Origin of the sequence: Ferrovum myxofaciens, assembly GCF_000735045.1 — a bacterium.
Classification (GTDB): domain Bacteria; phylum Pseudomonadota; class Gammaproteobacteria; order Burkholderiales; family Ferrovaceae; genus Ferrovum; species Ferrovum myxofaciens.
In genome coordinates this window covers 1-253 of sequence record NZ_JPOQ01000426.1, presented here as the reverse complement: position 1 = coordinate 253, position 253 = coordinate 1, and the positions used below count along the sequence as shown (strand labels likewise).

General features: G+C 60.5%; 1 pseudogene. It reads left to right on the top strand.

The features are described from left to right. A pseudogene (locus tag IV91_RS19385) lies at window positions 1-253 on the top strand (IS1595 family transposase); the annotation flags it as partial.

The window sequence follows — 253 nt, the reverse complement described above, 5'->3', positions numbered from 1 at the left end:
TGATGGAACACTCCCGACTGCCTTTTACCAAATGGTTCTTGGCGATCTACTTGATCACGCAGTCGAAGACCAACATCGCAGCGCTCACGCTGCGCCGCCAACTCGGCATCTCGTGGCGGGCCGCCTAGCTGCTCAAGCACAAGATCATGGAAGCCATGCGCCAACGCGAGGCCACAAAGCCCTTGCAGGGCGATGTCCGTATTGATGACGCTTACCTGGGTGGCGAACTGACCGGTGGTCGCGCCGGCCGTGG